Source organism: Bacillota bacterium, assembly GCA_040757205.1.
Classification (GTDB): domain Bacteria; phylum Bacillota; class Desulfotomaculia; order Desulfotomaculales; family Desulforudaceae; genus Desulforudis.
In genome coordinates this window covers 236,645-262,584 of record JBFLXL010000001.1, presented here as the reverse complement: position 1 = coordinate 262,584, position 25,940 = coordinate 236,645, and the positions used below count along the sequence as shown (strand labels likewise).

Here is a 25,940-nt window from a genome sequence, read left to right as displayed (position 1 = left end):
ACCTACTTCAAGAATTCTCGCGGGTCGGTGATCTCGCCGGTCAGGGCCGCCGCGGCCACCGCCGCCGGGGACGCCAGGTAAATCTCCGCCTTACTGTTCCCCATGCGGCCTTTGAAGTTCCGGTTGGCACTTGAGATCACCCGTTCACCGTCGGCGGGCACGCCGTTGTGCGTACCCACGCACGGGCCGCAACCCGGAGTGACCACCGCGGCTCCGGCCTGCACCAGCGTCTCCAGGGTGCCGTCCCGCAGGGACTGCAAGTACACGTACCGTGAGGCGGGCGCCACGATGAAGCGCACGTTCGGGGACACCCGGTACCCCCTGACGATCGCCGCGGCAATCCGGAGGTCTTCCATGCGTCCGTTGGTACAGGTCCCCAAGACCGCTTCGTCCACCGGCAAGCCGGCAACTTCACCCAGCGGGGCCACGTTGTCCACCCGGTGGGGCCGGGCGATTTGCGGTTCCAGCTGCGACACATCAAACTCCAGGACCTGTTCGTAAGCCGCGTCCGGATCCGGTACGGCCGGTTCAAATGTGTGCCGGCTGTACTGGGCCATCCATTCGGCCGTGCGTTCATCCGCCTCCATAAGCCCCGCCTTGGCGCCCATCTCCACGGCCATGTTCGAGACGGTGAAACGGGCCTCCATGGACAGCGCCCGGACCGCCTCTCCGCCGAACTCGACCGACCTGTAGGTGGCTCCGTCGGCGGTGACCTGTCCAATCAAGAACAAGATCAGGTCCTTGCTGTATACCCCGGGAGGCAGGATTCCGTGACAAACGAACTTCAGCGTGGGCGGCACCTTGAACCACATCCGGCCGGAAATCAGGGCGGCGGCGAGGTCGGTCGACCCCACCCCGGTGGCGAAGGCGTTCAACGCTCCGTAGGTGCAGGTATGCGAGTCGGCGCCCACAACCAGGGAACCCGGACCGACCGCTCCCGATTCCAGCATCAACTGGTGGCAAACCCCGTCGCCCACGTCGTACAGGTGGCACCCGGTCTCTCTGGCAAACTCCCGCATCAGTTTGTGCAGGTTGGAGACGCCTTCGGAGGGACTCGGCGCGCTATGGTCGATCACGAGCGCCACTTTCTCCGGATCGAACAGAGCCTTCCCATCCATCGCCCGGAAGGCTTGGATGGCCAGGGGGGAGGTGCCGTCCTGGCCCATCACGAAATCGACCTCGGCCACCACAATGTCCCCGGTATGAACTTCCTGCCCGCTTTTGCGGGACAGTATTTTTTCAATAATGTTCCGGCCCATGCTTGCTCCTCTTTCCGAAATGATCTTCAAAGATGTACACCAGTTCCTTGTCAAACAGCGAGCGCTTGAGGGACACGGCCAGGGCCCGGATCACCGGCAACAGTTCCTGCGCCTGGTGCCGGGTCAGCTCAATGCCGTATTCCCCGAATTTGGCGCGCACGGCCGCCGTGCCGGAATGCTTGCCGATCACGATCTGCCGCTGCAGGCCCACCTCTTCGGGACTGAACGCTTCGTACGTCCCCGGGAACTTCAAGGCACCGTCGGCGTGGATGCCCGATTCGTGGCGGAACATGTTCAACCCCACGATGGCCTTCCAGGCTGGCAATTCGCGCCCGGAGGCGCGGGACACGTATTCGGCGACCTCCCTGAACATCTCGGTGTTAAAGTTGAGGTCGATGTCGTGGAGGTATTTGAGGCCCATGACCACCTCTTCCAGGGCCGCGTTTCCGGCGCGCTCACCCAGTCCCAATACCGTAACTCCGACGTAGTTCGCCCCGGCCGAAACGCCCGCCAAGGCGTTGGCCGTAGCCAAACCGAAGTCGTCGTGCGTGTGCATCTCGATTTCCAGGCCCACCCGATCGCGGAGATACTTGATATTGCTGTAGGTGACGAAAGGCTCCAGGATACCCACCGTGTCGCAGTACCGCAGCCGGTCGGCGCCGGCCTCCTGCGCGGCTTTGGCGAACTCCACCAGAAAATCGAGGTCGCTCCGGGAAGCGTCTTCGGCGTTCACCGAAATGTACACTCCCTGTTCCTTGGCAAACCGGGTCGCGTTCACCATCTGCTCCAGGACCCACTCCCGGCTGGCCTGCAGCTTATGCTTGATGTGGATGTCCGAGGTGGAGATGGAGATGGCCACGGCATCCACCCCGCAGGCCAGGGAGTGCTCGATATCCTTGATCACCGGCCGGTTCCAGCCCATGATGCTGGCCTTCAGGCCCAAGCCGCAGATCTTCCGGATCGCCTTCTCCTCGTCGCCACCCATCACCGGAATACCGGCCTCGATCTGATGCACCCCCAACTCGTCCAGGAGCTTGGCGATCCGCACCTTTTCGTGGTTGGCGAACACCACGCCCGCCGTTTGCTCCCCGTCCCGCAGCGTGGTATCCACCACGATGATTCTTCGCTCCTGCCGCTCCATAGCTCCTCTCCCTTTCTTTACTCACTAGTTAATCCGAACACTTGAAAGCCCCCGCCTGGGCAGACAAAATCCAAAACCGCTTCCTGTCACTCGGCCCCCACGCGTTCTCGAAAAGGGGTCAGACCCCTTTTCCCCCCTTTTTCTTTCCTGACTCCTGACTCCTGAATTCTGACTCCTGAATTCTGAATTCTGAATTCTGAATTCTTATCCCTCCGAATCCCGCCCCTCTACCCCAGTCTCTCTTTCAGCAGGTCGTTGACCAGACTGGGGTTGGCCCGCCCCCCGGTCGATTGCATCACCCGGCCGACCAGGAAACCCAGCGCCCTGGTTTTCCCGTTGCGGTAGTCCTGCACCGTGTCCGGATGACCGGCGATCACCTCGTCGACGACCTCTTTCAGGGCGCCCGCGTCCGTTATTTGCACCAGCCCCTTTTCCGCGATCACGGTCCGGGCCTCCTTTCCGGAGGTGAACATCTCCTCCAGAACCGCTTTGGCGATCTTGCCACTGACGGTGCCGTCGCCGATCAGGCGGAGCAAGTCGCACAGGCCGGCAGGCCGCACCCGGCAGTCCTCGATTTCCACCTGGGCGGCATTGAGCAGGCGGCTCAAATCACCCAGCACCCAATTCGCCACGGCCTTAGGTTCGGGGAAAAGGCGCATGCCCTCCTCGAAGTAGCGGGCCAAACCCGGGGAAGCGGTGAGCACCCGGATGTCGTGGGGCGGCAGCCGGAATTCCTTCAGGTAGCGCTCCCTTTTCGCCTGGGGCAGCTCCGGCAATGCGCGCCTGACGTCCTCGACCCAGGAGGGACTGATCACCAGGGGCACCAGGTCGGGCTCGGGGAAATAACGGTAGTCATGCGCTTCCTCTTTGCTGCGCATGGACACAGTCACGCCTTTCTCCTCATCCCAGGACCGCGTTTCCTGCACGATCCGCTGCCCCGCCTCCAGGCGGCCGATCTGGCGGTCAATCTCGTATTCAAGGGCCCGCTGCACTGCCCGGAAAGAGTTCAGGTTCTTGATTTCGGTCTTGGTGCCGAGGGTTTCTTCGCCCTGCGGGCGTACCGACACGTTGGCGTCACAGCGCAGCGACCCTTCCTCCATCTTGCAGTCCGAAACTCCGGTATACTGAATGACGGTCTTGAGTTCATTGAGGTAAGCCCGGGCTTCCTCGGCCGAACGGATATCCGGAGCCGAAACGATCTCCAGCAGAGGTACGCCGGTCCGGTTGTAGTCCACCAGCGAATACGGAGGCGCATTCGCCGACCCCGCCCGGTGAATCAGTTTTCCGGCGTCCTCCTCCATGTGCACCCGGACCACGCCGCACCGGTGCGGGGCGCCGTCGTCGGTTTCGTAGTCCAGCCGGCCCTCGTAAGCCAGGGGGAGGTCGAACTGCGAAATCTGGTAGTTCTTGGGTAGATCCGGGTAGAAATAGTTCTTGCGGTCGAACTTGCTGAAACGGGCGATCGAACAGTCCAGCGCCAGCGCCACCCGAATACCGTATTCCACGACCTTGCGGTTCAGCACCGGCAAGGTCCCGGGCAGCCCAAGGCACACCGGACACACCTGCGAGTTGTGCCGGGCGCCGAACACGGTGCTCGACGGGCAGAAGATCTTGGCATCGGTCTCCAGTTCAACATGCACTTCCAGACCGATCACCGCTTCGTACTTATTCAAGAACCGTCACCCCCCAGACTCTCCGGAGGCCGTTGCCGGTGGTGACCGGTGCTCTGCTCGAAGGCGAAGCCCATGCGCAGCAGAGTGCCTTCCGCGAACGGCTTGCCGATGAATTGAACCCCGATCGGCAGTCCGGCCACGAGACCGGCCGGCACTGAGACCCCCGGCAGGCCGGCCAGATTCGCCGCCAAGGTGAATATGTCCGACAGGTACATCCGAATGGGGTCTTCGGTTTTGGCGCCGATCGCAAACGCCGTTTCCGGAGCGGTAGGTGAGAGCAATACGTCAAACTTCTCGAAGGCTTCCTCGAAGTCCCGCCGGATCAGGGTCCGTACCTTCAGGGCCTTCAGGTAGTAGGCGTCATAGTAGCCAGCCGAAAGGGCGTAGGTGCCGAGCATTATCCGGCGTTTCACTTCGGCGCCGAACCCCCTGCTCCGGCTCGCCCGGAACATTCCCAACACATCTTCGGACCCCGGGGCCCGGTATCCGTACCGCACTCCATCGTAGCGGGCGAGGTTGGAACTCGCCTCGGCGGGGGCGATGAGGTAGTACACCGGCAGGGCGTATCCGGTATGGGGCAGGCTCGTCTCCTCGACGTGCGCCCCAAGGGTTTCAAGTACCGAAACGGCCTCCATCACAACCCGGCGCACCCCGTCGTCCAAGCCGGGGGGGAAGTACTCCCGGGGAAGACCGATGCGCATTCCCTTGACGTCGTCCACCAGGAAAGAGGTGAAGTCCGGCACCTCTTTCGAAACGGACGTGGAATCCCGGTGGTCGTGTCCGCAAATCGCATTCAGGACCAGAGCGCAATCGGTCACGTCCCTGGTAAGCGGTCCGATCTGATCCAGAGAGGAGGCGAAGGCCACCAGCCCATAGCGGGAAACCAGCCCGTAGGTGGGTTTCATTCCGACCACCCCGCAGAACGAAGCCGGTTGACGGATCGAACCGCCGGTATCGGAACCCAGGGCGCAGACGGCGGTGCCGGCGGCCACCGCCGCCGCCGACCCCCCGCTGGAACCGCCGGGCACCCGCTTCGGATCCCAGGGGTTACGCGTCGTAAAGAAAGCCGAATGCTCCGTCGATGAGCCCATGGCGAACTCGTCCAAATTGGTCTTGCCGAGGATCACCGCTTGCTGATCTTTGAGCTTCTCGACCACGGTGGCGTCGTATGGAGGCACCCAATTGTGTAAAATTCGCGAGGAACAGGTGGCCGGCAGGCCCCGGAGACACATGTTGTCCTTAATGGCGAAGGGGATTCCGGCCAAAGGCGGCAATTCCCGGCCGTTTTGCAGTTGCCGGTCCACGGCGGCCGCCTGCCGGAAAGCCCCCTCGTGGTCCAGGGTGATGTACGCCTTGACCCGCCCTTCCACTTCGTCGATCCGGTTCAGCACCGACCGGCAGAGCTCAACCGCTGAGATATCCCGCTCCAATAGCATTTCCCCAAGCCTGCGGGCCGTCAAGTCATAGAGTCTCACCGGCTTAAAGCCACCCCCCCTCCAAGCGGCGCTGGTCTCACCGCCAGTGCCGGCCAAATACGTTTTATGCTTAAACTTCCGGGTGAAATGGTGCGCCAAAACGCACGACTGATCAAAAAACACGGGGAACCTTGAAATACCCTTCCTCTTTCTCGGGAGCGTTCGCAAGCACATCCTCGGGCGCCAGGTGCTCGCCGACCAGGTCCTCCCGAAAAACGTTCTGTAAGGGCAGTACGTGGGCCGTCGGAGGCACTTCTGAGGTGTCCGGTTGGTTCAGGACCGCCGCATATTCCAGGATTTTAGCCAACTGCGTGGTGTAAAGTCCGATCTCATCCTCGCTCAGGTCAAGCCTGGCGAGCAAAGCCACATGTTCCACTTCCGATTTCGTCAACACAACGCATCACCCCGCAAAAATCGCCCCCATTATACCAAACTCCCGGTCTTACTGGCAAGATCGGCTGACGCCGCCAAGCGACGAAATCCTCGCTGTGGCTTGAACTCCCAAGGGCATGCGTCGGCTCTGGGACGCCGACCCCTGCTGGTCAGTTGTTGGCGGACCGGGCAAAAGACTCGGTGGCGAGCTTGCGCAGTTCAAAGGCGTGCTTCCGGGCGGGGTCAGTGATTTCCCGGCCGCCCGCCAGCATCCGGGCCAATTCCTCCAGGCGGCCCTCCTCGTCCAAATTGCGCACCACCGTTCGGGTCTTTCCCCCGAAAGTCTCCTTTACGATCTGCAGGTGCCGGTCGGCGTGACCGGCGATCTGCGGCGCGTGCGTCACGCAGACGACCTGGTGTTTTCGGCCGACCGCCCAGAGCTTTTCGGCTACCGCCTGGATCGCGCGCCCACCCACTCCCGCGTCCACCTCGTCGAAGATCAGGGTGGGTGTTTCGTCCACCTCGGCCAGAAGCTTCTTCAAGGCCAGCATCGTGCGGGAAAGCTCGCCGCCGGACGCGATTCGGGCCAGCGGCCGGAGGGGCTCTCCGGGATTCGGCGAGAACATAAACAAAGCTTGCTCACGCCCGCGGCCATTCGGCCCCTCAAGCGGTTGGAACTCGACCCGGAACTCGAGATCTCCAAGCTCCAGTTCCCGGAGTTCAAGGGTAACACCGGTCTCCAAGGCCGCCGCCGTCCGGCGGCGACCCGCGGAAACCTCATCCGCCACGGCCTCCCATTCCGCACCCAGGGCGGTGATTCGTTCGGCCAAGCCCGCAATCTCTCCCTCGCTTCCGAGCAGGTGCTCCCGTTCCACGGCCGCCTGTTCCCGGTAGCGGAGCACCTCGTCCAACGTCGTTCCATACTTGCGTTTGAGCCCCTCAATCAGCGCCAACCGTGCTTCAACCATGTCGAGCCGTTCCGGATCAAACCGCGCCCGCTCCCGGAGCGCCAGCAGGTCCCGCGCCGTTTCCTGCACCTGGGTCAAGACCGATTCCAGAACGGGTACGGCCTCCCGCGCCTCTGGACACATGCGGCCCAAAGCGCGCAGGTTCTCCAGCGCCCGCCCGATTTGGACCACCGCGGCCGACCCGAAATCCTCCGCCCCGTACAGTACCTGGTAACTCTCGTCCGCCAGCCGGGCGATCTGTTCCGCATTGACCAGAAAACTCCGCTCTTCCCGGAGACTCCCCTCTGCACCGGATTCAAGGCCCGCGCGGTCTATCTCCTGGATCTGCAAACCCAGCACGTCCAGGCGCCGGGCCCGCTCCATCGCGTCCTGGCGGTATTGCTCCAACAATCGCCGGGTTGAAGTCCACTCCCGGAAGAGGAGTTCCAGGCGCCCCACCGCCGACCGGAGTTCCTGGCCCCCGATCCGGTCCAGCAATTCGCCGTGGCGGCTCTCCCGGAGCAAAGACTGCTGTTCGCCTTGGCCATGGAAGTCCACCAGGTGCCGACCGGTCTCCCGGTAGATCGCAAGCGGCACGGTACGGCCGCCGACACGGTAGATGTTCCGGCCGATACTAAACAACTCCCGGCTCAAAATCAGCAGTCCGTCCTCCGCCTCGATACCCGCGTTCTCAACTTCAGGGGAAACGGAAGCCGCGCCTTGAAGGCCGCAGACCAGCTCCAGGTAGGCCCGGTCGGCCCCGGCCCGCACATAGTCCGGCGACGCCCGCCGTCCCAGGACCACTTCCAGGGCGTCAATGACCAGCGACTTTCCGGTCCCTGTCTCTCCGGTAAGTACGTTAAGTCCCGGCCCGAATTCAACTTCCAGATCGTCAATCAGGGCGAAGTTTTTTACGACCAGCCTTTCAATCACGCCCTCACCCCCCCAGCATGCCGGCCAGGCGCTCCCTGACGCGGCCGACCTCCTGCCGCGACTGCACGGCGATAAATATCGTGTCGTCACCGGCCACGGTACCGAGGATCTCCGGCCACCGCGCGTAGTCAAGCGCGGAGGCCACCCCCTGGGCCGCCCCGGGGAGGGTCTTCACGACCACCAGGCTTTCGTTGGCTTTCACTTCCCACACGTAGTCCCGGAACAGCCGCACCATCCTGTCCTCGGCGGCAGGACTGAGCTGCTCGCCCGGAGGGAGATACCGCACCGTCCGGCCGTCGGAAGCCTTCAGGAGCCCCAGTTCCTTAACGTCCCGGGAGACTGTGGCCTGGGTCACCTCAAAACCAGCCTTGCGCAGTTCCTCCGCCAACTCCGCCTGGGTGGCCACCGCCTGCCGGTGGATGATTTCGATGATCTTACGTTGGCGTCTGGCCTTCACCCGCGTCACCAACCTTTTCAATGATGACCACCCGGGGCGGGCGGCTCGACCGGTTCAGCACCCGAAAGTCCACCACCGCGAAAACCCGGAGCGGGCACCGCCCCGGCGATGTAACGGCGGACCAAGGCGACCGCGGTGTCAAGGCGCGTCACCGGAAGTTGTTTCCCTGAAACTATGATTAACGGCACCGCACCCCACCCCACCCCACCCCACCCTGCCGCACCCTGCCGTGTCAAGGCGCGTCACCGGGAGTTGTTCCCCTGAAACTTGCGGCGCAACACCTGAAAACGGTTTTTGGACTCGAACCTTACCAGCCGGCAGTCGTGCTCCGCCCGCCGCACCTGCAAGACGTCTTCTTCGCTGATCGTCCAGCTCTCCTGCCCATCTATGACCGCCACCGGTTTGACGGCCGGGCGGGTCAGGAACAACCGGATCCCGCTTCGCGGGGCTACCACCAGCGGGCGGATCCAGAGGCTGTGCGGGCACAGCGGTGTGACCAGAACGACCTCGAGGTCCGGTGCCAGAATCGGCCCGCCGGCCGACAGCGAATAGGCGGTGGATCCGGTGGGCGTGGAGACGATGAGCCCGTCGCCCGCGTACCGGGCCACCGGTTCATCGTCTATCTCAAACTCCAGTTCGATCGCCCGCAGGGTCGCGCCCCGGGAAAGCACGACATCGTTCAGGCACAAATCGCGGTGCCGGACCTCGCCGTCGCGCATCAACCGCGCCTCGAGCATCAGCCGGCGCTCAACGGCAAACCGCCCGTCGGCCAGATTCTCAAGCGCCGCGGCCACCCCGGCCGGCTCCACTTCGCTCAGGAACCCGAGCCGGCCCAGGCGCACCCCCATTATCGGCACCCCCTGGTCGGCGAACATCCGGCTCCCGGCCAGCACGGTGCCGTCGCCGCCCAGTGTGATCACCAGATCGACTCCCAGGCGCCGGGCCTCGGCCAACCCCGTCCATTCACCCGACTCGTTCTCCACGTATACTGCGGTCATATCCCATCCGGCACACCAGGCCGCGATCTGATCGAGCACGGGCTGCATCCGGGGCCGGGGAATCAGCCGGTTGATTACGAGGGCGATGCTCCTCAAAGACGTACTCCTTCCGCTCAAAAGGTGCCCCCGGGTGCGGCCAGGGCAACGTGCGCCTCATCCACCACCCGGCGCACACCGGCCGCCAGGTCGGCGGCCGTCAGCGACCCTTTCTGAAAGTATACCAAAAATTCGATATTGCCCTGCGGGCCGCGCACCGGGGAGTAATCCAACGCCCGCACCCCCCATCCCAGGGTTTCGGCTACTTCCAGGATACTCAACAGTACCTCGGCGTGCACACCGGGGTCCCGCACCACGCCCTTTTTGCCGACCAGGTTCCGCCCGGCTTCGAACTGCGGCTTGACCAGGGCAATCCCCCGGGCTTCCGGCACGGTCAGCTCGTCGACCCTGGGCAAAACCAGTTTCAAAGAAATAAAGGAGACGTCGATGGTAAAGAAGGAAGGCTTTACTCTCAGGGCCGAAGGTGCAAGGTAACGGATGTTGGTCCGTTCCAGGACCACCACCCGCGGGTCCCGGCGCAGACTCCAGTCCAACTGGCCGTACCCGGCGTCGACCGCGTAGACCAAGGCCGCCCCGTGTTTCAGGGCGCAGTCGGTGAATCCCCCGGTGGACGCGCCCACGTCCAGAACCACTTCTCCGGTCAGATCGATCCCGAAGGCCTGCAGCGCCTTCTCCAGCTTAAGGCCGCCACGGCTTACGAATGCCGGGTCCGGACCGCGGACTTCAATATCCACCTGAGGGTCCAACTGTGTTCCCGGCTTGTCCACCCGGACCCCGTTTACAAAAACAACCCCGGCCATGATCGCCGACCGGGCGCGTTCGCGGCTGGGGAAAAAGCCCCTGGAATACAGGACGATATCCAGTCTTTCCTTACGGCTCACGCCTTACCTCAGCACCCTCGGCGCCAGTTTCAGCCTGGCCCGCTTTCTTTTCTCACCCTCCGCCGTGCCGACCACGCGGTCCACGGTCAACCCGTACTTGGCCCGCAAAAGGTGGGGGGCACCGTGCTCGACGAACACGTCGGGAAGACCGATCAGATGCACCCGGACGTCGCTTAAGCCTCTGCTTGCCAGGAGTTCCTGAACTGCGCTCCCGAATCCGCCGGCGATTACGTTTTCCTCCAGGGTGATCAGGCGTCCGGTCCGGCGGGCGTAATGGCAGATGCACTTTTCGTCCAACGGCTTCACGAACCGGGCGTTTACCACCGCCGCCTCTATTCCTCGTCCAGCCAGAATTTCAGCGGCTTTGACCGCCGTCGGCACCATGTTGCCGATGGCGATCAACGCAATATCGTCACCTTCACGCAGCACTTGGGCCCGCCCAATGGGCAATGGCGCAAGGTCCTGGTCCAACGCGCAGCCCGTACCTGTGCCCCGCGGGTAGCGCACGGCTATGGGGCCGTCGTGCTGCACGGCCGTTTTGAGCATGTGTTGAAATTCGTTTTCGTCTTTCGGGGCCATCAGCACGAGGTTGGGAATCGGGCGCAGGAAGGACAAGTCGAACACGCCCTGGTGGGTGACGCCGTCCTCGCCGACGATTCCGCCCCGGTCCAGGGCGAACACCACGGGAAGCTTTTGCAGGCACACGTCATGCAGCACCTGGTCATAGGCTCGCTGCAGGAAGGTGGAATAGACGGCCACGACCGGACGATAGCCTTCAACCGCCAGCCCGGCGGCCAGGGTGACCGCGTGCTGCTCCGCGATCCCCACATCGAAGAAACGCTGCGGGAACCGCCGCGCAAACGGCCCCAGGCCCGTACCCGACGTCATCGCCGCGGTGATCGCCAGGATGCGGTCGTCTTCTTCGGCCAGCCGCACCACGGTCCGGCCGAACACTTCGGTGAAGGAAATTCTGGCGGCGACCGGCGTTTCCCCCGTAACCGGGTCAAACGGGCCGACCCCGTGAAACTTGTCGGGGTTCGTCTCGGCCGGAGCGTATCCCTTGCCCTTTTTAGTCAGGACGTGCACCACCACCGGACCTTCAACGGCCTGGGCCTGCCGGAACACATTGAGCATCGCGGGGATGTTGTGCCCGTCGATCGGACCCAGGTAGGTGAAGCCCAGCTCCTCAAACAGCATCCCGGCGACCAGCAGATATTTCACGCTGTCCTTCACCCGTTCGATCCAGCCGAGCACCCGCGGACCGATGGCGGGGATCCGCCGCAGCAGTGACTCCACTTCGTCCTTGCTCCGGGAGTACATGGGGTCGGTACGCAGACGGGAGAGGTAGCGGGCCATGGCCCCCACGTTTTTGGCGATGGACATCTCGTTGTCGTTCAAAACGACAATCACCCGCCGGCCCAAGTGACCGGCCTGGTTGAGCGCTTCGAAGGCCATCCCGCCCGAAAGCGCACCGTCTCCGATCACGGCCACCACGTTCCGGTCCTCCCTGTTCAAATCCCGGGCGAGCGCCATGCCCAGCGCGGCGGAAATCGAGGTGCTGCTGTGGCCGGTGCCGAAGCAGTCGAACTCACTCTCGTTCCGGTTCGGAAACCCGCTCAAGCCTTCGAATTGGCGCAGGGTGTGAAACTTCTGCTTGCGTCCGGTGAGGATTTTGTGCACGTAGCTCTGGTGGCCGACATCCCAGACGATCCTGTCCTGGGGCGCCCGGAAGACGTAGTGCAGAGCAAGGGTCAGTTCTACGACCCCCAGGTTGGGAGCCAGATGACCGCCGGTGCGCGACACGGTGGAAACAATCAGCTCGCGGAGCTCGGCGGCCAGTTCGTCAAGCTGATCCGGGCCGAGCGCCCGGAAATCGGTCAGGTGGCTTATTCCGTCCAGCAATCCCAAGAAGTGATCATTCCTTTAGGGTCAGAACTCAAAAGTCAACACTCTCCAGCAACGCCCGGACGACCAACTCTTGAGGTCAGACCACGGTATGTAATCATAGCACACCGCCGGAACCAGGGCAAATCTCCCTAAATGCCTCCCGGACTCCGGATAGGCCCTTAAACGTTGACTTCGCCTTTTCCGCTCAAAATTCCCGTGATACGATGAATACCGCCGCCTGGCGCAGGAAATCCGCCTCGGGCCCAAACTCCCCAAGGGCGGCCAGCGCGGCGGCAGAGTTTTGGGCACCACGTTGCCGGGCTGTCTCCAGCCCGCACACGGAAACGTAGGTGTGTTTTTTGTTCCGCACGTCGCTGCCCGCTGGCTTTCCAGTCTGTTCCGCCTGCCCGGTGACGTCCAGGATGTCATCGGTGATCTGAAACGCCAACCCGAAATGCTCGGCAAACGCGGTCAACCGCTCCAGTCGGCCCGGACCCGCACCGCCGAGGATCGCTCCGGAGCGCACCGCCATTCGGAACAATGCCCCGGTCTTGGCGCGGTGCAGGGCTTCGAGCTCTGCTTCGCCGACGGTCCGGAAGACGGAGGTCACGTCCAGCACCTGGCCCCCGATCAATCCCGCGGTGCCACAGGCGGCGGAGAGCTCCTCCAGAACGGTCAGGGTACGGTCCGGCGCGCTTCTTCCGTCCCGGCGGCACCCGGCCAGGACCTCAAACGCCAGGGCAAAGAGAGCGCTCCCGGCCAAGAGCGCGACCGCCTCGCCGAATACCCGGTGACTGGTTGGTTTTCCCCGTCTCAAGTCGTCGTTGTCCATTGCGGGCAGGTCATCATGAATCAGTGAGTACGTGTGGATCAGCTCGACCGCACAGGCCGCCGGGAGCACCAGTCTTTCCGGAGCGTGCACGGCTTGCGCGGCGGCGAGAGTCAGAGCCGGCCGCAGCCGCTTTCCGCCGGCGAATACGCTGTAACGCATCGCCTCGTGAATGACCGGGGGAGCCTCGGACGCCGGAGGCAGGTATGAATGCAGCGCCTCATCGATCAGATTCGCCTTTTTCGCCAGCATATCGAGAAACCGGCTCAAAATTCTCCGCCTCCATTCGCCGGCCGGCTACGGCCGCGACCGTCCCGCGCCAACACCTCCAGCCGCTGTTCGGCCGAATCAAGCATCCCGTGACAGGCGTGAGCCAGCTCCACCCCCTCTGCAAAAAGGCCCAATGCCTCCTCGAGCGGCATTTCGCCCCTCTCCAGAAGCTGTACGATCTCCTCCAGGCGCCGCAGCGCCTCCTCAAAAGTTTTACCGCTCACTCCCCCGACGCTCCCCCCGGCACAAGTCCGAGCCGGCGGATCACAGTCCGCTCGACGGATTTTTCCATCTCGGCCGCCTGGTCGCCGAGGCGCTTCGTTTCCCGCAGCAACCGCTCAACCACCGTGCGCTCCTCCATTTGGCGGGTGTTGATCAGAACGTTCATCACTGCGCTTCTTACGGAGGCCGCCGCCAGGTAGGCCGCCACCCCGGCGTCACTCAGCGCCTGCTCGCTGCCGACGGCCGCCAGGCGTTCAGCCAGCCTGAGAGTCCCCAATCCCGCCCGCGCCACCTCCAGCGGGACTTCCGCCGCCCGGCCGAGGGCGGACTGAATGGCTTTCCGGCGTTCTTCCCGCTCCTGGTCGGTATTCCGCGCCATTTTATAGGTTTCGAGCAGCCGCGTAAAAGCGGCGGCATCCTCGCCCGCCAGGGCCAGGAGTTCCCGGCAGAGCCCCCCCGCTTCCTTTAAGACGGCCCGTATCTCGGGCTCCACATCCCGGTAACGCGCCCGCGTATAAGTCAGTTCGGCGACCATCGACGCCATCGCCGCCCCCAGCGCCCCCGCCAACGCGGCCGCGCTGCCGCCCCCCGGTGCCGGGTCTCCTGATCCGGCACGCTCCAGAAACTCGCCCAACGACCAGCCACGATAATCCATCATTCTCCCCCGCCGTCAGCACCTTGCATCTTCATCGCCTGCAGCAAGTTTTTCAACACCAGCACGGTCGTGACACTGCCTATCCCGCCGGGAACCGGCGTGATCGCCGAGACCATCTTGCGGACCGCTTCGAACTGCACGTCCCCCCGGATGCCCCCGTCCACCGCGCAGATCCCGGCATCCAGCACCACCGCTCCCGGTTTGACCATGTCCGCCCCGATCAGTCCGGGGCTCCCGGCCGCGGTCACCAGCAAGTCGGCCTGCCGGGTGTGTCCGGCCAAGTCCGCCGTTTGCGTGTGACAGACCGTTACCGTCGCGTTTTCGCGCAGCAACAGAAAAACCAAGGGCTTGCCGACAGTTTCACCCCGCCCGACAACCACCGCGTGCCGGCCCGCAATCTCTATTCCATAGGCCCGCAGAATCTCGAGACAACTCAAGGGGGTGGCCGGGTAGAGGCCCTCGATCCCCGACACCAGGCGGCCTCTGTTCAAGGGATGCACCCCGTCCACATCCTTGACCGGCGCAACTCCCTCCAGGACCCGTATCCGGTTCAGGTGGCGCGGCAGCGGCAACTCAAGAATAATCCCGTGCACCGCGGCGTCGGTATTCAAAGCGTGCAGCCCTTCCAGAAGCTCACCGTCATTGGTTGTGCCGGGGTATTGGTGCAGCCTGAACTCGACACCTAGGCTTTCCGCCACCCGCTGCTTGGCCCGGGCGTAGTGCACCGATCCCGGATCGTCGCCCACCAGCACGGCATCCAGTCGCGGCCGGAGGCCCATCCGGGAGTATTCGCCCACAATCGTGATTATTTCCTGACGGATCACCGCCGCTACCGCTTTTCCGTCCAGAAGTGTAGTCATTGAACGCCAGGTTTCCTCCTCCTGCAAAAAGCCCGGCTCATCACTTCCCACAAGGCTCGCTCGGCCGGCCTTCAAAAGCCGGGCTCATCCGTCCGGCCGCGGAGCCCCGCCCTTAGGTTTCCGGCCGGCTCCGGGTGCGGATTCCGGCTCGCGGAATGTTTCTTCCACCAGGCAGGAAAGTCCTCCCGCGTGGAGCAAAACAACCACCCGCTCTCCCGGAGAAACGCCGTCCGCGTCCCGGATGATCCGCCCGTCGGTCCGCCGGCAGATACTGTACCCCCGCGCCAGGATCTGCAGGGGGCTCAAGGCCTCCAGCCGGCCGGAAAGCACCGCCAGCCGGGACCGTCCTTCCCGGATCCGCCGGCTGATCGCCCCGGCCAAGCGCTCTTCGAGGCCCAGCACCGCCTGCCGCCGGCGCTCGCACAACAGACCGGGGTTCGCCATCAACGGCCTCCGCCGCAAGGCGTCCAGCCGGACCCGGTTAACGACCAAGCGGTGACGGACCGCACGGCCCAAGCGGATCTCCAATGCCGCCAGACGCTCATATACCGCCCGTTGATCGGGGACCACCGCCTCCGCCGCCGCCGAAGGGGTGGGGGAACGCCAGTCGGCCACCAGGTCGGCCACCGAAACGTCCTTTTCGTGACCTACGGCCGACACCACCGGTATCCCGGACTCAAACATGGCCCGCGCCACCACTTCGGTGTTGAAGGCCGCCAGTTCATCCGGCGCGCCGCCTCCGCGGCCGACAATAAGCACATCCACCCCGCCGATTCCGTTCAAGGCGCGGATGGCCTGCGCGATTTCGTAGGGAGCCGTCTCCCCCTGCACGGATACCGGGGCCAAAAGCACCCGCGCCAGCGGCCACCTCCGGCTCATTACCGTGAGGATATCCTTAAAGGCCGCACCCACCGGAGAGGTGACCACCCCCACCGTGTCCGGCAGGGCCGGCAGCGGCCGCTTGCGGGCCGGGTCAAAAAGCCCCTCGCTCTGCAACTTCTCCTTCAGGCGTTCCAGGGCGGTGTGCAGCTTTCCGGCACCTTCGGCCTCCGCGCCTTGGGCGTAGAGCTGGTACTCCCCGTTGCGCTCGTAGACCCCCAGGTACCCGCGCACCACCACCATCGTCCCGTTCTCGAGGGGAACCCCCAGGCGGGAGGCCTGCGAGCGAAACATCACCACCCGGATGCGGGCGGCTTCATCTTTGAGAAAGAAATAGAGATGGCCCGACGGATGGCGGCTATAAGCCGAGACTTCGCCTCGCACCCAAACGTGGGCCAGGAAAGGATCGGATTCCAGGCGCTCTTTGATGTGCCCGGTCAATTCCCGCACAGTGACAATTCGCATTGGCGCGCCACCGAACCCTGCTGGGATCAGAATTCAGAATCCTTTCTCTGTGGCAACCGGTTTCGCCGTCTAAAACCCGTTTGCTCCGGAGCCGATGTCTACCACGTCCGCGCCTCAGGTACGGGGCTATTCCGGCCGGTATTGTTCCGGCTCTTCCACCACTTTGCCCAGAATACCGTTCACAAAACGCCGCGAATCATCCGTCCCGAATGTCTTGGCCAACTCGAGCGCCTCATTAACGGCGACGTTAGCCGGTATGTCGTCACGGAAGAATACTTCGTAGAGCGCCAGGCGGATGATATTCCGGTCCACGTTGGCCATCCGCTCCAACCGCCATTCGTGGCTCACCCGGGAGATCACCCGGTCGAGCTGATCCACTTGCGCCAAAACGCCGTCCACCAGTTCGCGGGCGTAGGCGAAATCCCCGTCATTCAGGCCGAACAACTCCAGCGTCCGCTCAAAGGCTCGCTCTCCGGAAGTGCGGGCGACTTCCGCCTGGAAAAGGACCTGCAAGGCAGTCTCTCTTTGACGCCGTCTCTTCAAACCGGCCACCTAGCGGCCGCCCCGGAAGCGGTGCAAAAGCTTATCCCAGTCAGTGCGTTCGTCCACCTGCTTGCCGATGAAATAGCCCAAAACCGCCATTGACGCCACGAACAAGGCCCGCCAGAGCCCGTAGCTGATCGCGAACCATCCGAAAAGGAGTCCCAGGACGACGCCGCCGACCTTGCCCCAGTGTCCGTCCAGAACCTCGATCAGTCTTGTCAACAAAGCGCATCCACCTCGTTACTCCACCCGGCCCTTCGAAACGGCAAAGTTCTCTACTTCAATTTTTATCCGATTGACCGTGAGGCCGGTGACCTCACGGATCTGATCCTGCACCAACTGCTGGATCGCTCGTGATGTCTCGGGCACGTTTATGTCGGGACTGGCGACCACCTTCAGGCGGATCCCGATGCCTCCGTTCTCGGGACCGACCTTGGGCCGCACCTCCCGAATCCCGGGCACCGGCGACACAATCTTGTCAATCAGGTTCTCAAGAGCGGTCAGCGACACCCGCACCTGTCCGAGAGCGCTTTCGTCCACAATGGCCTGGCTTTCCTTTTTCCGGCGCAGGCTGACCCCCAGGAGCCGCAGTCCCGCCAAAAGAAAGACGCCCAGAACACCCGTCGCCAGCGCGTTGTGTTCCGGGCGAAGGAACGTCTCCAGTTGTGTTGGGGCCAGAACCCCGGTGAGAACGAAAATCCCGACGACGATGCCTGCCGACACAGCCAGGGCGTAGATCGCCAACAGGCTGCGGTCAAACGGCCCCATGTTTCAACCTCCTTGGTGCTACCGGACCCGTGTTTCTACTTCCTCCGGCTCTTCCTCCTTGGCGAAGGCGACACCCTGAACATGCACATTGACCTCCACCACCTTCAAACCGGTCATGGTTTCCACGGCCCGCTTGACGCTGGTTTGAACCTGGGTGGCGACATCCGGAATGCGGACCCCAAAGTCGACGATCACGTACAGGTCAATGGCCGCTTCCCTTTCCCCGACTTCAACCTTGACCCCTTTGGACAAATTCTTGCGGCCCAACCGTTCGGCAATGCCGCCGACCACCCCGCCGCTCATTCCGGACAGGCCCGGAACCTCAATCGCGGCCAAGCTGGCCACAATGGCCACCACTTCGTTGGCAATCCGTACGGCCCCCATTTCTCCCTTGACTTCGGTAACATGATCAGCCATTCACTAGCACCTCCTGAAATGTTCTGGTTTCTTGTTATTATATACCAGAACCAGAATCTAATACAACCGGTTTCCTGCCTATGAATTCCAGGGTTTGTCCTCAAGGGAAAATGCGCCGCTGGACAAAATTGGTGTAGACCTCCCCCCTCCGGAAAAAGGCGTTGGACAACACCCGTTGGTGAAACGGTATCGTGGTCGGTACTCCCTCAACCACGAATTCGGCCAGTGCCCGCTCGGCCCGCTCGATGGCCTCGTCCCGGTCCCTTCCCCAGGCCACCAGCTTGGCGATCAGTGAATCGTAATACGGAGACACTTCAACGCCGGGATAGGCCGCGCTGTCCACCCTGATCCCCGGTCCGCCCGGCGGGAGGTAAGCCGTGATCCGGCCCGCCCGCGGCCCGAAGTTCGCCCAAGGGTCCTCGGCGTTGATCCGGCACTCGATCGCCCAGCCGTTGATCTTGACGTCCTGCTCACCGAACGACAGATTTTCCCCGGCGGCCACCCGGATCTGTTCCTTGACCAGGTCCAGACCGGTCACCATTTCCGTAACCGGGTGTTCAACCTGTATGCGCGTGTTCATTTCGATGAAGTAGAACCGGTTTTCACGGTCCAGCAGGAACTCCACCGTGCCGGAGTTGTAGTAACCCACGGCCTGCGCGGCCCGCACGGCCGCCTCCCCGATCTGCCGGCGCAGCTCCGGGGTCAGGGCGGTGGACGGGGCTTCTTCAAGCAGTTTCTGGTTCCGCCGCTGGATGGAGCAGTCCCGCTCCCCGAGGGACAGGATACTGCCGTGCCGGTCCCCGAAAACCTGGATCTCGATGTGACGCGGCTCCTCGACATACTTCTCCAGGTACACGACGCCGCTGCCGAACGCCTTCTGGGCTTCGCCCTGGGCGGCCTGCAGGGCCCGGGACAGGTCGGACTTATTGTGGGCCACCCGCATTCCGCGCCCGCCGCCACCGGCGGAAGCCTTGATCAGGACGGGATAACCGATTTCCTCGGCCACCGCCAGGGCGTGGTTGACCCCGTCCACCGGCCCGCCCGATCCGGGTACAATGGGCACACCCATTTTCCGGACCACTTCCAGGGCCTCCGCCTTGGCCCCCATTTTCGCGATGGCCTCGACCGGCGGCCCGATAAAAGTGAGGCCGCAGCTTTCACAAACTTCGGCGAAGTGGGCGTTTTCGGCCAAAAAACCGTATCCGGGATGGATGGCGTCGGCCCCGGACAGTTCGGCGGCGCTGATGATGGCGGCGATGTTCAGGTAGCTGCGGGTAACGTCCGCCGGGCCAATGCAGTACGCCTGGTCCGCCAGCCGCACCGGCAGGCTGTCGCGGTCGGCTTCCGAATAGACAGCCACCGTTTCCAGGCCCAGTTCGCGGCAGGCGCGAATAATTCGGAGCGCGATCTCTCCCCGATTCGCAATCAGTACTTTCTCCATCTAATTCTCCTCGAGGCTTTTTTATTTGGGGGCGATCACAAACAGCGGCTGCCCGTATTCCACCGGCTGCCCGTTCCCAACCAGGATATCGGCGATCTCGCCGGCGGTTTCCGCCTCAATCTCGTTCATCAATTTCATTGCCTCAATGATGCACAGCACCTGGCCTTCCCGCACCTTGGAACCCACCTCGACGTAGGGCGGCGCGTCCGGAGCCGGTGAACTGTAAAACGTGCCCACCATCGGCGCCTTAACCATGACCGTGTTCGCCGGCGGTAAGGACGGCGGCGCCTGGATCGAAGGCCCGGATTCCCCCTCCGGCGGGGCGGCCTGGTCTTGAGGACGGTTTTCTGCTCCGGTGCCGCCCTTTTTGATCACAATCTTGATTCCCTGGCTTTCCAGGCAGAATTCCTTGATGTCGGTCCGGTCCAGCAGCCTGACCAGTTCCCTGATCTCTTCCAAGTTCATGCTTCTTGCCTCCTTGCCCTTCACTGCATCTGGCCTATTAGCCGGGCCGGGCCGATTCTCCTTCTTTTCCGGCGCCGCCGGGTGCAGTTCTCCCTTCAGGCGGGCCTCAAGGAACTTCTTGGCCACTTGCGGGAACAGGGCGTACGATAAAACGTCTTCCTCGCTTTCGGCGAGCGCGCCGATTTCCTTTCTCATTTTTTCCAGCCTGGGCGCCAACAAGTCGGCCGGGCGGCAAGTAATCGGCTCGCTGTCCCCCAGGATGTCGCGCATGACTTCCGGATTGAGCTCCCCGGGCGGTTTTCCGTAGAGGCCCTGGACGTAGCTCTTGACCTCGCCCGGCACCAACTTGTAGCGTTGCCCGGTCAGCACGTTCAAGACGGCCTGAGTGCCGACGATCTGGCTGGTGGGAGTCACGAGCGGGGGGTAGCCCAGTTCCGCCCGCACCCGCGGTATCTCGGCCAGCACTTCCTCCAGCCGGTGCAGCGATTTCTGTTCTTCAAGCTGGGAAACCAGGTTCGAAATCATGCCCCCGGGAACCTGGTGGTCAAACACCCGCATGTCGTGAATCCGGGTTACTCCGCGGTCATAACCTTCCCGGCGCCTCAGCTCCTCAAAATACTCGGCGATCTCGAACAAGACCCGGATCCGCAATTTCGTGTCGTAGGGGGTTTCCCGCAGGGCCCGCACCACGGTCTCGACCGGGGGTTGCGAGGCGCCGAAGGCCAACGGCACGGAAGCCGTGTCGATGACGTCGACTCCGGCCTCGGCCGCCTTCAGATAGGCGCCGACGGCCATGCCGCCGATATAGTGGCAGTGCAATTGCACCGGCAACCGAAGCTCTTTCTTAAAAAGGCTCACCAGTTCAAAGGCCTTGTAGGGGGCCAACAGCCCGGCCATGTCCTTGATGCAGATGGAATCGGCCCCGAGTTCGGCGAAGTCCAGGGCGGTCCGGAGAAAATGCTCGGTGGTGTGCACCGGGCTGACCGTATAGACCACCGCCGCCTGCACATGTGCCCCCGCCTGCTTGCCCGCCCGCACCGCGGTGGTCATATTGCGGACATCGTTTAATGCGTCGAATACCCGAATGATGTCGATCCCATTGACCACCATCCGGTGCACAAAGGCCTCGACGACATCGTCCGGGTAGTGGGCGTACCCGACCAGGGATTGACCGCGCAAGAGCATCTGCAAAGGCGTGTTCCGCGCGCGTTTTTTGATCAGCCGCAGGCGCTCCCAGGGGTCCTCGTTCAGGTAGCGCAGGCACACGTCAAAGGTGGCCCCGCCCCAAACCTCCAGCGAATGATAACCCACCGCGTCAATTTTCTCGATGATCGGCAGCATGTCCGCGGTGCGCATCCGCGTCGCCCACAAGCTCTGGTGGCCGTCCCGCAAAGTGGTGTCCGTAATCCGCAAAACAGACAACTGATTATCCCTCCCGCCATTGGCAAAACCTGAACAGGAGGGCGTGGACACTTCCGAGTTGGTCCGCTGATTATCCCTCCCGCCCCTGGCAAAACCCGCTTGCGCGCCGTATCCGGCGTGACTTGATTATAACGGAGCCCGGCGGGTTTTGGAAATAGGCGGAACATAAGTATACAAAAAACAAGAGGTTTTTTGCCTTTGTACCACCGAATGGGGTAATTATGGCCCAAATTCGCCTGGATGGCCGATCACCATCACGTCCTCGGGCATAATTCCCGCCCCGCGCACCGCCAGGTTGATGATCCCGCGCGCCTGCTCCTCGGAGGTCAGATCGGGCACGACCACGGTGGCCCTTTTCTCCTGAAAGAAAACCACCGCGTCACGGAACCCTTTCGCTCGCAGGATATTCTCCAGGCTGGTTTCCCGTTCCAGGTCGCGGGTGATCTGGAGCAGCCGCTCCTGGGCCGCCGCCCGCTGAGTCTCGTCGGCGCCGGGATCCTGCGCCACCGTTTTCAGCAATTCCACCTGCCGCCCCCGGGACATTTCCCGCTCCAGGCGGTACTCAACGAAGAAGTCGGTCCGGGCCCGGCGAAAATCATCCGCTTCGGAGCCGTTGGGTGCTTCCGTTTCCGCCGCCGGTTCACCGGCCGCCGGGGTCACGGCCTCCGGCCGCGGCGGCGGCCCGGGTTCGGAAACCGGCTCCCGCAAAACACCAGCCGGCCGCAACACCCAGGCCGCAACCAGGATTGAGGTCAGGACCAACAGGCTCACAACCCCTAGCCCTAGGAATCTGCGCTCCAAAATCCAGAATTTCACCACCGCTCCCCCTTACAACTTTTTGGGCAGCACCAGAATCCGGTGCGGTTCCACTCCCAAGGCCACCCGGGTGGCCCGGAAGAGTTCCGCCTTGATCTGCGGGTTCCGGGCCCCCTCGGCCACCACCAGGACGCCGGCCACGCGGGGCGCTGTTTCCCGCTCCACCACCGGCGTTTCGGATCCCCCATCCCCCCGGACCACCACCAAATTGCCGGTATCGTTCTCCTCCGTGGTCACCCGGACTGACCCGGCCGGGTCTTTCTCGTCGGTCACTCTGCGGCCGATGGTCTGGTTGAGCGCGTATTCGGAGGTGGTCGATTCCTCCAGCCGGACGACCACGTCCACCAGGCCCGCGCCGGAAATCTGGCGGAGCATCACCTCCAGCGTGCGCGCCAGGTACTCCTCTTCGGATTGGATCTGCAAGCGGGCCTTGGGCGGCGAGCCCTCCGGCTCCGTCGGCGCGAGCGCGTCCACGGGCACCGCGGGCCGCGACGCGCCGAGGTCAAGGTGGCCCAAAAGCAGCAGAAACACTCCCAGGGCGGCCAACAACAACAGAACGACTTTCTGGTGTTTTTTGGAGCCGCCACCGGTCGCGCCGGCCATCAAATCACTCAGTTTCACCGTTATCATCCCTCCATGGAATAAATCATTGCCGCACCTTAACCTGTTCGGGAGTTAGGCCGTAGAAGTCGGCCACCAAACCGCGGAGCCTCGCCACCGCTTCCGGATCGGGCGCGGGCCGGCTTCCAAGCTGGGCGCCGACCGGCACCTCCGCCGCACCCCCGTGCTCTCCGCCCAGGATCAGGATCACCTCCTCCAGGCGTCCGGGTTCCCCGGCCGTCCTTCCTGGTGCGAAACGCACGTCAACGTCCGCCACGGCCACCTCCTGATTCAGCCCGGCCAGGGCCCGGATTTGCCGGGCCAATCCCTCCTCGTATTCGGTCATGGCCTGGGTCTGCCCCAACTGCCAAAGCCGTTCCCCTTCCCGGATGATTTCCCGGGTCCCTTCCTGGTCGGGCCGGCTGAGCGTGACCCACGAGAGGTCGGCGGCCAGATCCCGGTTCCAGAAGCCCACCGCCGTCTGCAAGACCGCCACGATGATCAAAAGCCCCAGGACCATCCGGACGTACCGGCGCAGGTCCCCTTCCGGCAGCAGCAGTTCCAGGACCACGGCCAGGATGACGAGAACCACGAGTTCACGAACCAGACTCTCCAGCGCATCCAAGGCGCGCCACCACCTCCTCCTGCTGCAGCGTGACGGTCAGGTTCTTTCGCATCACATAGGGGTACATGCTGTTTACATCCTCTCCTACCGCAGCATGACGGTCAGGTTCCCGAGTCCGGTCATCAAGGCCAGCGCAAAAAAGAACAACAGCGCACAGGTGGCCACCACGCCGAAAACGGCGACAATGCCGTTGCCCAGGGTGTTCAGGCAGTCCGACAGCCTGGACTCCCCCAGCGGTTGGACCAGCGCGGCCGCCAGTTTGTAGATGACAATCAGAACGATGATCTTGAGGAGGGGAAAAAGGGCCATCAAAAAGATCAGCAGCAATCCGGCCAGGCCCACGGCGTTTTTCACCAGCAGGGACGAGCCCACGATCATCTCCATCGCGTCCGAAAACATCTTGCCCACGATCGGCAGGAAGGCCTGAGAGGCGTACTTGGCCGTCCGGAAGGCGATGCCCTCGGTCACCGCGCCGGCGACGCCCTGAATGGTCAATACCCCGAGGAAGACCGTGGTCAATACGCCCATTACCCCCAGGCCCACATACCGCAGGAAATCGGCCAACCGGGAGAGGGAGAACCCGGTGGCCAGGTGACTGATCATTCCCAGGACGGCGGAAAAGAAAATCAGGGGGAAAACCACGTTTTTGACCACGTTGGCCGCGGCGTTCATCACAATCACGATCAGCGGGTGGACCAGCGCCGCCGAAGCAAACCCGCCCACCGCGCACAGCAACGTCAGCATCACCGGCAGCATGGCGTGCATGAATACCACCATGTTTTCGATCGCCTCCCGGCCCGTGTTCAGAGCGATGACGAAGGACCCCAGGGCGATGGTGATGAGCGCCAGGTAGACCGCGGTATACGCCATCCGGCTGGTGGTCGACTTTTCAAAGGCGCCGGAAATGTTCTGGAGCACCGCGCAGATCACGGCCAGCACCACCAGCTTGCCCAGCAGGGCGGCGTTGGCGAGCACCTCCCTGAAGAAATACCGCCAGAGAGCCGCGGCCAAGTCCCCTGGAGTGTATCCGAGATCGCCGCGCGCCAAGGAGACCGCCAGGGTCTTGAAATCCATGTCGGGCAGGGCGGCGTCGATTTCGGCGCGGAGCACGCCGGCCGCCTCATCGACTTGGCGCAGGTCGAGTTCAGAAAAGAGGTCGTCCCCGGCGCCGGGCGACTCGGCCCAGGACAGCCCGGGAACCCCGAACAGCAAAATCACCAGCAAACCGGCGCACAATCCCCGCCACAAGCCTAACGCCACCCCTGAAGAACAGAATTCAGAATCCAGAATGGGGAACAGAGAACCGGAGTCAAAACGATATCCGAGACTTGCCACCGGTTCCCAATTTACCGCTTCACCGGTTCCCCGGCCCCGGAATGCATGCTGACTGCTCAGCAGCCCTAGCCCAGTATTTTCATTAAAATGTCCAGCACGGCCATCACGATGGGAATGGCCAGGACCAGGATCAGAATCTTCGCCGCGAACTCGATCTTGGCCGCCAGGGCGCCCTCGCCGGCGTCCCGGCAGAGTTGGGCGCCAAAGTCGGCGATATAGGCGATCCCGACGATTTTCAGAATGACCCCCAAATACACGAGGTTTACGTTCGCCCGGCTGGATAAGTCCTTGAGCACTTCCACGATCGCTCCGATTTTGCCCAGGACCAGCATGAAGAGCGTGATCCCGGCGGCCAAACTCACCAGGAGCGCGATTTCAGGCTTGTACTGCCGCAGGATGACCACCAGGACGGCCGCGACCAGGCCGAAGCCCACAATCTGGGTGATTTCCACGCCCAACACCTGCCTAGAACAACCGGAATACCGTTTTGACCTGGGCAAAGAGGTTGCCGAGCAAGTCAATCACCCACATCAGGACAATCGCCACCCCGGCCAGGGTGGCCAGGTGGGCCTGGTCTTCCTTGCCGGCATGCTTCAGCAGCGAATGGAGCACCGCGGTGAGAATGCCGACTCCGGCAATCTTGAAGATCACGTCGATGCCTACGTTCACGCTCCCCCTCCTTTAGACTAGAATCAACACCGCCGCACAACCGCCGAAGAACCCCAGATACGCCCACAACCTGACGTTCCGCCGGGCCTCGTCCTCGGCTTTCTGGGTCAGCGCATGGAGGCGTTCCCGCGCCGCCCGCAGGTGCCGGGCCTGGTCCTGGCGGTCTGAGGTGCCGAGTACCTTGCCCACCCCCTCCAGGACCACGACGTCTTCGGGCCGGAGATGGGAGTTTGCCTGGTACTGCGTCAGGGCGCACTCCCAGGCCTCCTGCGCCGTGGTGCCCGCTCCGGCGCCCAGTTCGGCCCGGGCTTTGAGGAACAGCCCGGACACGCACTTCTCCGCCCGGGCGCCGACTTGTTCCAGCGCTTCGGCCAGCGGGGCGGCCGCGTAGACAATCTCGGTCTCCAGCAGGTTCAGGGCGGAATGCACGGCCCGCAGCTCGTACGGGCGGCGCGCGTAATCCCTGGCCACGAGCAACCCCAGCGCCCCGGCCGACCCGATCAGGATCAGCGCCCCGGCTACTTCAAACAAGAGGATCCCTCCACAACGTGGCGACCGGCCCTAAAATGCGAAAACCTT

Annotated in this window: 28 protein-coding genes; all 28 read right to left on the bottom strand. The window is 63.3% G+C overall.

The window, feature by feature from the left end; all coding sequences use genetic code 11:
• Nucleotides 1-2: 2 nt before the first annotated feature.
• On the bottom strand, nucleotides 3-1,259 hold the full coding sequence (locus tag AB1402_01280) for a 3-isopropylmalate dehydratase large subunit (protein MEW6540233.1): 1,257 nt from the start codon (nucleotides 1,257-1,259) through the stop codon (nucleotides 3-5).
• Entirely contained in the window at nucleotides 1,240-2,400 is a 1,161-nt protein-coding gene (gene nifV, locus AB1402_01275; protein ID MEW6540232.1) for a homocitrate synthase, read from the bottom strand. The genes AB1402_01280 and nifV overlap by 20 nt, the downstream gene beginning before the upstream one ends.
• A 227-nt stretch (nucleotides 2,401-2,627) precedes the next feature.
• The gene (gene gatB, locus AB1402_01270; GenBank protein ID MEW6540231.1) at nucleotides 2,628-4,073 is read right to left on the bottom strand and encodes an Asp-tRNA(Asn)/Glu-tRNA(Gln) amidotransferase subunit GatB; all 1,446 of its coding nucleotides are present in this window, start codon (nucleotides 4,071-4,073) and stop codon (nucleotides 2,628-2,630) included.
• Nucleotides 4,070-5,548, bottom strand: coding sequence for an Asp-tRNA(Asn)/Glu-tRNA(Gln) amidotransferase subunit GatA (gene gatA, locus AB1402_01265; GenBank protein MEW6540230.1), 1,479 nt, complete (start codon nucleotides 5,546-5,548; stop codon nucleotides 4,070-4,072). The genes gatB and gatA overlap by 4 nt, the downstream gene beginning before the upstream one ends.
• Nucleotides 5,549-5,660: 112 nt before the next feature.
• The gene (gatC, locus tag AB1402_01260) at nucleotides 5,661-5,942 is read right to left on the bottom strand and encodes an Asp-tRNA(Asn)/Glu-tRNA(Gln) amidotransferase subunit GatC (protein MEW6540229.1); all 282 of its coding nucleotides are present in this window, start codon (nucleotides 5,940-5,942) and stop codon (nucleotides 5,661-5,663) included.
• 148 nt (nucleotides 5,943-6,090) lie between these two features.
• Complete coding sequence (gene recN / locus AB1402_01255; protein MEW6540228.1) at nucleotides 6,091-7,800, bottom strand: DNA repair protein RecN; 1,710 nt, start codon at nucleotides 7,798-7,800, stop codon at nucleotides 6,091-6,093.
• Nucleotides 7,801-7,804: 4 nt separating this feature from the next.
• Nucleotides 7,805-8,257: an arginine repressor gene (argR, locus tag AB1402_01250; protein ID MEW6540227.1), complete on the bottom strand. Its 453-nt coding sequence runs from the start codon at nucleotides 8,255-8,257 to the stop codon at nucleotides 7,805-7,807.
• A gap of 242 nt (nucleotides 8,258-8,499) precedes the next feature.
• Nucleotides 8,500-9,351, bottom strand: coding sequence for an NAD(+)/NADH kinase (locus AB1402_01245; GenBank protein MEW6540226.1), 852 nt, complete (start codon nucleotides 9,349-9,351; stop codon nucleotides 8,500-8,502).
• Nucleotides 9,352-9,368: 17 nt separating this feature from the next.
• Entirely contained in the window at nucleotides 9,369-10,193 is an 825-nt protein-coding gene (locus AB1402_01240) for a TlyA family RNA methyltransferase (protein ID MEW6540225.1), read from the bottom strand.
• 3 nt (nucleotides 10,194-10,196) lie between these two features.
• Nucleotides 10,197-12,101 carry a 1-deoxy-D-xylulose-5-phosphate synthase gene (gene dxs / locus AB1402_01235; protein MEW6540224.1) on the bottom strand — a complete coding sequence of 635 codons (1,905 nt, stop codon included), beginning with the start codon at nucleotides 12,099-12,101 and terminating at the stop codon, nucleotides 10,197-10,199.
• A gap of 184 nt (nucleotides 12,102-12,285) precedes the next feature.
• Nucleotides 12,286-13,161, bottom strand: coding sequence for a polyprenyl synthetase family protein (locus tag AB1402_01230; protein MEW6540223.1), 876 nt, complete (start codon nucleotides 13,159-13,161; stop codon nucleotides 12,286-12,288).
• A 14-nt stretch (nucleotides 13,162-13,175) separates the two neighbouring features.
• The gene (gene xseB / locus AB1402_01225) at nucleotides 13,176-13,403 is read right to left on the bottom strand and encodes an exodeoxyribonuclease VII small subunit (protein MEW6540222.1); all 228 of its coding nucleotides are present in this window, start codon (nucleotides 13,401-13,403) and stop codon (nucleotides 13,176-13,178) included.
• Entirely contained in the window at nucleotides 13,400-14,056 is a 657-nt protein-coding gene (locus AB1402_01220; GenBank protein MEW6540221.1) for a cyclodeaminase/cyclohydrolase family protein, read from the bottom strand. The genes xseB and AB1402_01220 overlap by 4 nt, the downstream gene beginning before the upstream one ends.
• Nucleotides 14,056-14,916, bottom strand: coding sequence for a bifunctional 5,10-methylenetetrahydrofolate dehydrogenase/5,10-methenyltetrahydrofolate cyclohydrolase (locus AB1402_01215; protein ID MEW6540220.1), 861 nt, complete (start codon nucleotides 14,914-14,916; stop codon nucleotides 14,056-14,058). Before AB1402_01215 ends, AB1402_01220 begins: the two co-directional genes overlap by 1 nt.
• An 84-nt stretch (nucleotides 14,917-15,000) precedes the next feature.
• Nucleotides 15,001-16,260: an exodeoxyribonuclease VII large subunit gene (gene xseA / locus AB1402_01210; protein MEW6540219.1), complete on the bottom strand. Its 1,260-nt coding sequence runs from the start codon at nucleotides 16,258-16,260 to the stop codon at nucleotides 15,001-15,003.
• 126 nt (nucleotides 16,261-16,386) lie between these two features.
• The gene (gene nusB / locus AB1402_01205) at nucleotides 16,387-16,803 is read right to left on the bottom strand and encodes a transcription antitermination factor NusB (protein ID MEW6540218.1); all 417 of its coding nucleotides are present in this window, start codon (nucleotides 16,801-16,803) and stop codon (nucleotides 16,387-16,389) included.
• A gap of 9 nt (nucleotides 16,804-16,812) precedes the next feature.
• A complete protein-coding gene (locus tag AB1402_01200) occupies nucleotides 16,813-17,028 on the bottom strand; it encodes a DUF2273 domain-containing protein (GenBank protein ID MEW6540217.1) in 216 nt (71 codons plus the stop codon).
• Nucleotides 17,029-17,043: 15 nt separating this feature from the next.
• Nucleotides 17,044-17,571, bottom strand: a complete 528-nt coding sequence (gene amaP, locus AB1402_01195; GenBank protein ID MEW6540216.1) for an alkaline shock response membrane anchor protein AmaP — start codon at nucleotides 17,569-17,571, stop codon at nucleotides 17,044-17,046.
• Nucleotides 17,572-17,589: 18 nt separating this feature from the next.
• Nucleotides 17,590-17,988: an Asp23/Gls24 family envelope stress response protein gene (locus tag AB1402_01190; protein MEW6540215.1), complete on the bottom strand. Its 399-nt coding sequence runs from the start codon at nucleotides 17,986-17,988 to the stop codon at nucleotides 17,590-17,592.
• Nucleotides 17,989-18,088: 100 nt separating this feature from the next.
• The gene (gene accC / locus AB1402_01185) at nucleotides 18,089-19,429 is read right to left on the bottom strand and encodes an acetyl-CoA carboxylase biotin carboxylase subunit (protein ID MEW6540214.1); all 1,341 of its coding nucleotides are present in this window, start codon (nucleotides 19,427-19,429) and stop codon (nucleotides 18,089-18,091) included.
• A 21-nt stretch (nucleotides 19,430-19,450) separates the two neighbouring features.
• Nucleotides 19,451-21,316 carry an acetyl-CoA carboxylase biotin carboxyl carrier protein gene (gene accB, locus AB1402_01180; protein MEW6540213.1) on the bottom strand — a complete coding sequence of 622 codons (1,866 nt, stop codon included), beginning with the start codon at nucleotides 21,314-21,316 and terminating at the stop codon, nucleotides 19,451-19,453.
• Nucleotides 21,317-21,535: 219 nt separating this feature from the next.
• Nucleotides 21,536-22,078 carry a SpoIIIAH-like family protein gene (locus AB1402_01175; GenBank protein ID MEW6540212.1) on the bottom strand — a complete coding sequence of 181 codons (543 nt, stop codon included), beginning with the start codon at nucleotides 22,076-22,078 and terminating at the stop codon, nucleotides 21,536-21,538.
• Nucleotides 22,079-22,144: 66 nt separating this feature from the next.
• Complete coding sequence (locus tag AB1402_01170; protein ID MEW6540211.1) at nucleotides 22,145-22,753, bottom strand: hypothetical protein; 609 nt, start codon at nucleotides 22,751-22,753, stop codon at nucleotides 22,145-22,147.
• A 25-nt stretch (nucleotides 22,754-22,778) separates the two neighbouring features.
• Nucleotides 22,779-23,357 carry a stage III sporulation protein AF gene (locus tag AB1402_01165; GenBank protein MEW6540210.1) on the bottom strand — a complete coding sequence of 193 codons (579 nt, stop codon included), beginning with the start codon at nucleotides 23,355-23,357 and terminating at the stop codon, nucleotides 22,779-22,781.
• An 84-nt stretch (nucleotides 23,358-23,441) separates the two neighbouring features.
• The gene (gene spoIIIAE, locus AB1402_01160; GenBank protein ID MEW6540209.1) at nucleotides 23,442-24,605 is read right to left on the bottom strand and encodes a stage III sporulation protein AE; all 1,164 of its coding nucleotides are present in this window, start codon (nucleotides 24,603-24,605) and stop codon (nucleotides 23,442-23,444) included.
• Nucleotides 24,606-24,757: 152 nt separating this feature from the next.
• The gene (spoIIIAD, locus tag AB1402_01155) at nucleotides 24,758-25,144 is read right to left on the bottom strand and encodes a stage III sporulation protein AD (protein ID MEW6540208.1); all 387 of its coding nucleotides are present in this window, start codon (nucleotides 25,142-25,144) and stop codon (nucleotides 24,758-24,760) included.
• 13 nt (nucleotides 25,145-25,157) lie between these two features.
• Nucleotides 25,158-25,361 (bottom strand): stage III sporulation protein AC, encoded by a 204-nt coding sequence (gene spoIIIAC, locus AB1402_01150; protein MEW6540207.1) that lies wholly within the window; start codon nucleotides 25,359-25,361, stop codon nucleotides 25,158-25,160.
• 12 nt (nucleotides 25,362-25,373) lie between these two features.
• Nucleotides 25,374-25,892, bottom strand: coding sequence for a stage III sporulation protein AB (locus AB1402_01145; protein MEW6540206.1), 519 nt, complete (start codon nucleotides 25,890-25,892; stop codon nucleotides 25,374-25,376).
• Nucleotides 25,893-25,940 lie beyond the last annotated feature (48 nt).